Here is a 4,276-nt window from a genome sequence, read left to right on the forward strand (position 1 = left end):
GGCGGGCCCCGCCGCGGCCCGGGCGGCCCCCGCCCGCCGGGTGCTTCTCGCCGAGGACAACCCGATCAACGCGCTGCTCGCCACGCGCGCGCTCGAACGGCTCGGCGCCGAGGTGGTGCACGCCGCCGACGGGCTGGAGGCGCTCGCCCGGCTCGACGATGCGGGGCCCTTCGATCTCGCCCTCATCGACGTGCGCATGCCCGGCCTCGACGGCCACGAGACCGCCCGGCGCATCCGCGCGGCCGAGGCCGCCTCGGGCGCGCGCTCGGGCGGGCGCCTGCACCTCGTCGCGCTCACCGCCAATGTCGGCCGGGAGGACGAGCGGGCGGCGCTCGCGGCGGGTTTCGACGGCTTCCTGGCCAAGCCCCTGAACCTCAGGGCGCTGCCGGCGCTCCTCGAGCGGGCGGCGTAGGCGGCGGGGCCCTCCGCCGCGGGTTGGATCGGGCGATCCGGGGCCCGATCGGCCCGACCGGCGCGGGGCCGCTTCCGGCCGCAGGAATCCCGTCCGACCGCGCCTCGGGCACCGCTGCGGGTCCCGCGGCCGGGCGGCCCCGGCCGCCGGGATCGGCCCGGGTCACCGCAGCAGACGCTCCATCGCGGCGATGCCATCCATCCGCGCCCTCTGCTCCGTGCGGAAAGAGCGCTCGCCACGCTGGAAGGGACGGCCGTCCCGACAGATCAGCCACATGTACCATCCGGTCGGGCGAAAGGCCGCCGAGACCGTCAGGGTGAAGAGGCCGTGATCCGTGTTGTGAGAGATCTCCCGCATCGTGCGCTGCACCCGGATCCGTCAGGAAGGTGGGCGGAGCGGGCTCAGCCCGCCGAACCAGGGCACCTCCTCAGGCAACGGAGGCGATCCGTTTCTCCACCCGGCGCACCTGCGCCGGATACCAGCGATCGCCGCGCGCGCTCGGCACGCCCAGCTCGTTCAAGGCGTGCGCCACCTGTTCGAACGTGGCGGCTCCCGCGGCGCGGATCTCCGCCAGGACCGGGGCGACGCTCAGGGCACGCTCCATCGTCCGAGGTTTGCAGATCGGAGCCGGCAGGACGCGTCGGTCGCCCGGTTTCTCGCCTGCCCGGCGCTGCCGCTCGCCGAGGCGAACGAGGAAGTCCCGCCTGCGCGCGGCGCGGTCCTTGTCCGCGACGGGCGCCGCATGGGCGGCGAGGGCCGCCAGGATCCCGATCGTGCCCTCGTTCGCCTCGGGCATGCTGGTCACGGCAAGGCGCACGCCGAGGCGCGCGAGGTCGCGGCGCAGGGTCGTGAGGAAGGCTTGATCCCGCGCCAGCCGGACCAGCCCGGCCACGAGCAGCACGGCGCCGTGCTGCCGGCACAGGGCAAGGGCATCGTCCAGCACCGCGCTCGGGCCGGGGGCATCCCCGCGGCGGATCTCGCGCATCTCCGCGATCAGGTGGCCGCCGCATTCCGACAGATGGGCGGCGACGGCCGCGCGCTGGGCGGCCAGCGCGGCCCTGGGACTCGTCTGCTCGCTGGCCTCGACGGAGAGGTAGGAGACGAAGTTCAGCTGAAGCATACCTGCTGCATCACAGTGCGGATCGACCGGGCTCACGGCCACGTGCCGGGCATGGCCTACGCGCCAAGCCCGCAATTTTCGTACTCTACGACAATTGCGGGACGCTCAATATGAAGCAACATTCCTATTGGGACGCCGTCCGGGCGCCCCTCGATGTGGCGGGACGTCGAGACTCCGCGCCGCTGCTCCCGACGTTTCCGGCTTGGTCTGCGTCCCGGTCTGCGTCCCGGTCTGCGTCCCGGATGCGCTCGACGGCGCCCAGCCGCGGAGCAACCGCTTTCCACCCCGAAGCGACGGTGGCTGCCGGCCGACGAAGGGCCGCCGTCGGGATGCTCCGACGGCTCTCCGCGCGGCCGGCACGGGCCGCAGCGCAGTCAGCGGCGGATCAGGATCACGCCGCCGACGAGCAGGGCCGCGCCGACGAGGCGCGTCGGGTCGATCGGCTGCCGGGCGAGGCCCATCCAGCCGAAATGATCGAAGGCGAGCGAGGCGAGCATCTGTCCGGCGACGAGGAGCGCGATGAAGGTCGCCGCTCCGATCTGCGGCACGAGCAGGACCGCCAGCCCGATGAAGAGCGCGCCGAACAGGCCGCCGCTCCAGGCCCACCAGGGCAGGCGCGCCGCGAGGCTCGCCGCGGGAGCCGGATCCCCGAGCGCGAGGGCGAACAGCCCCATGCAGGCGAGGCCGACCGCGTAGCTGACGACGCCGGCCCAGGCGACGGAGTCGAGGGCGACGCGCAGGTTCGTGTTCAGCGCCTGCTGAACCACGATGCTGACGCCGGCCGCGACGGCGAGGGCGTAGGAGAGCAGGAGTGCGGGCATCGGGGCCTGGTCGTCCGGTTGGGCGCCGTCCGGGGGGCGCCGCGAGGGTCCTTGACAACCACCGCGCGGCCATGCCGTCAAATGCCCGATCTCCGTGTTTCCATGCAGATCGGGCATGATGAACCCGGCCCATATCGACCTCTTCCGCGCGGTCCTGCGCTACGGCGGGATGAGCCGGGCCGCGGCCGCGCTCGGGATCGGCCAGCCCCATGTGAGCCGCGCGGTCGCCCAGCTCGAGGCTGATCTCGGCTTCCCGCTCTTCCTGCGCGGGCACGGCAGCGCGCTGCCGACCCGGGAGGGCGAGGCCTTCGCCCGCGAGGTGGAGCGGAGCTGGGCCGGGCTCGACCATCTCCGGGACGCCGCGCGGCAGATCCGCGAGACCGGCACCGGGCCGCTGCGCGTCGCCTGCCAGCCCGCGCTCGCCGGAGGCCTGCTGCCGCGCGCCGTCCGGCGCCTCTGTGCGGAGAGTCCCGGCGCCCGCGTCGCGGTCCACGTCCCGAGCCCGGACACGATCTGGTCCTGGGTCGCCTCCGGCCGGTGCGATCTCGGCCTTGCCCGGCCCCGCGCGGGCATCGCCGGCGTGACCGCCGAGCCCTTCCTGGCCGTCGATGCGGTCTGCGTCCTGCCGCGGCGGCACACGCTCGCCGGCCGGCGGACGATTACCGTGCAGGACCTTGCGGGCGAGCCCCTGATCGCGGGGGCGGCCGGCGCCTTCCAGCAGGCGGTCGAGGAGCGGTTCGCGCGGGCGGGCCTCGCGCCGCGCTTCGTCCACACGGCCCAGTACACGCTGGCGCGCTGCGGTCTCGTGGCCGAGGGGCTCGGCCTCGCCGTGGTCGATCCTCTGGCGGCCCGGGCGCTCGGCGGGTTGCCGGTCGTGCTGCGCCCGTTCGGCCCGGCCCTCTCCATCGTCACGATGCTGCTGCGCCCCGCGGGACGACCGCCGGAGCGGCTCGCCGAGCGCCTTGTCGCCCTGCTGGAGGCCGAGCGGGACGCGCCCGGCACGCGGGCGTGACGACGCCCCGCACGACGCGCGTTGACAGGAGCGTGGCGCCCGGCGAACAGGACCGCATGGCACAGTCGACCGCACAGACCATGCAGCCGGATTCGGGCCGCGACCGTGGCGCGCTCGCGGCCTGGGGCATCGTCGGGCTCACCGTGGCGACGGTGCTGCTCGGGGCCCTGCTGCCGGCCGCCCGGCCGGAGCCCTCGGTCTCGCCCGCCGACGACGCGACCTGCCTCGAATGGGGTGACGGCTGCCGGGTCTGCCAGCGCTTGGCCGACGGCCCGGCCTGCTCGCTGCCCGGCATCGCCTGCACGCCCGGCGCGATGCGCTGCCAGCGCCGCGAGGGGTGAGCGCGCCGGCCCATCTTCGCTTCGCGCCGAGCCCGAACGGGCGCCTGCACCGCGGCCACGCCTACTCGGCGCTGCTCAACGCCGCGATCGCCCGGCAGCTCGGCGGCCGCCTCTCGCTCCGGATCGAGGACATCGACCCCGTGCGCTCGCGGCCCGAGCTGGCTGCGGCGATCGTCGCGGATCTGGCCTGGCTCGGCGTGCCCTGGTCCGGCCCGGTCCGCCGGCAATCCGAGCACATGGCGGACTACGCCGCAGCGCGCGACGGGCTCGCGGCGGCCGGCCTCCTCTACCCGTGCTTCTGCTCGCGCGGCGAGATCCGCGAGCGGGCGGCGGCCCGGGCCGACGCGCCGCGCGATCCCGACGGCGCCCCGCTCTATCCGGGCACCTGCCGCGGCCTCGATCCGGCGGCGGCCCGGGCGCGCGTCGCCGCGGGCGCGGCCCATACCTGGCGCATCGACATGGGCCGGGCGCTGCGCCGTGCCCCCGGCCCCCACGGCTACGCGGCCTTCGACCCCGGCAGCGCGGAGCGCCGGGTCGGCGCCGACCCGGCGCGCTGGGGCGACGCGGTGA

7 protein-coding genes are annotated in these 4,276 nt (G+C 75.7%); 4 read left to right on the forward strand and 3 right to left on the reverse strand.

Annotation, left to right across the window (positions count from 1 at the left end):
• On the forward strand, positions 1-412 hold a 412-nt coding region (locus AX737_RS13390), incomplete at its 5' end, for a response regulator (protein WP_156453695.1).
• Positions 413-574: 162 nt separating this feature from the next.
• Here AX737_RS13390 and AX737_RS13395 read toward each other — a convergent pair.
• The 3 genes from AX737_RS13395 to AX737_RS13405 all read right to left on the reverse strand — a co-directional run bounded on the left by AX737_RS13395 (position 575) and on the right by AX737_RS13405 (position 2,353).
• Positions 575-769, reverse strand: a complete 195-nt coding sequence (locus AX737_RS13395) for a hypothetical protein (RefSeq protein ID WP_156453696.1) — start codon at positions 767-769, stop codon at positions 575-577.
• A gap of 70 nt (positions 770-839) precedes the next feature.
• Positions 840-1,532: a recombinase family protein gene (locus AX737_RS13400; RefSeq protein ID WP_066922077.1), complete on the reverse strand. Its 693-nt coding sequence runs from the start codon at positions 1,530-1,532 to the stop codon at positions 840-842.
• 374 nt (positions 1,533-1,906) lie between these two features.
• The gene (locus AX737_RS13405; protein WP_066922078.1) at positions 1,907-2,353 is read right to left on the reverse strand and encodes a DMT family transporter; all 447 of its coding nucleotides are present in this window, start codon (positions 2,351-2,353) and stop codon (positions 1,907-1,909) included.
• Positions 2,354-2,468: 115 nt separating this feature from the next.
• On the opposite strand from AX737_RS13405, the gene AX737_RS13410 reads away from it, so the two are divergent.
• From AX737_RS13410 to AX737_RS13420, 3 genes are all read left to right on the forward strand, one after another.
• Positions 2,469-3,365 carry a LysR family transcriptional regulator gene (locus AX737_RS13410; RefSeq protein WP_066922079.1) on the forward strand — a complete coding sequence of 299 codons (897 nt, stop codon included), beginning with the start codon at positions 2,469-2,471 and terminating at the stop codon, positions 3,363-3,365.
• An 80-nt stretch (positions 3,366-3,445) separates the two neighbouring features.
• On the forward strand, positions 3,446-3,706 hold the full coding sequence (locus tag AX737_RS13415) for a hypothetical protein (RefSeq protein WP_066922081.1): 261 nt from the start codon (positions 3,446-3,448) through the stop codon (positions 3,704-3,706).
• A partial coding sequence (locus AX737_RS13420) for a glutamate--tRNA ligase family protein (protein ID WP_245293437.1) occupies positions 3,703-4,276 on the forward strand: 574 nt, incomplete at its 3' end. The genes AX737_RS13415 and AX737_RS13420, both read left to right, overlap by 4 nt.

The sequence above is a fragment of the Methylobacterium sp. CCH5-D2 genome (assembly GCF_001556475.1).
Taxonomy (GTDB): domain Bacteria; phylum Pseudomonadota; class Alphaproteobacteria; order Rhizobiales; family Beijerinckiaceae; genus Methylobacterium; species Methylobacterium hispanicum.

Coding starts and splice junctions, on each gene's coding strand:
- AX737_RS13395 (WP_156453696.1), bottom strand. CDS start 769: ATGCGGGAGATCTCTCACAACACGGATCACGGCCTCTTCACCCTGACG.
- AX737_RS13400 (WP_066922077.1), bottom strand. CDS start 1,532: ATGCTTCAGCTGAACTTCGTCTCCTACCTCTCCGTCGAGGCCAGCGAG.
- AX737_RS13405 (WP_066922078.1), bottom strand. CDS start 2,353: ATGCCCGCACTCCTGCTCTCCTACGCCCTCGCCGTCGCGGCCGGCGTC.
- AX737_RS13410 (WP_066922079.1), top strand. CDS start 2,469: ATGATGAACCCGGCCCATATCGACCTCTTCCGCGCGGTCCTGCGCTAC.
- AX737_RS13415 (WP_066922081.1), top strand. CDS start 3,446: ATGCAGCCGGATTCGGGCCGCGACCGTGGCGCGCTCGCGGCCTGGGGC.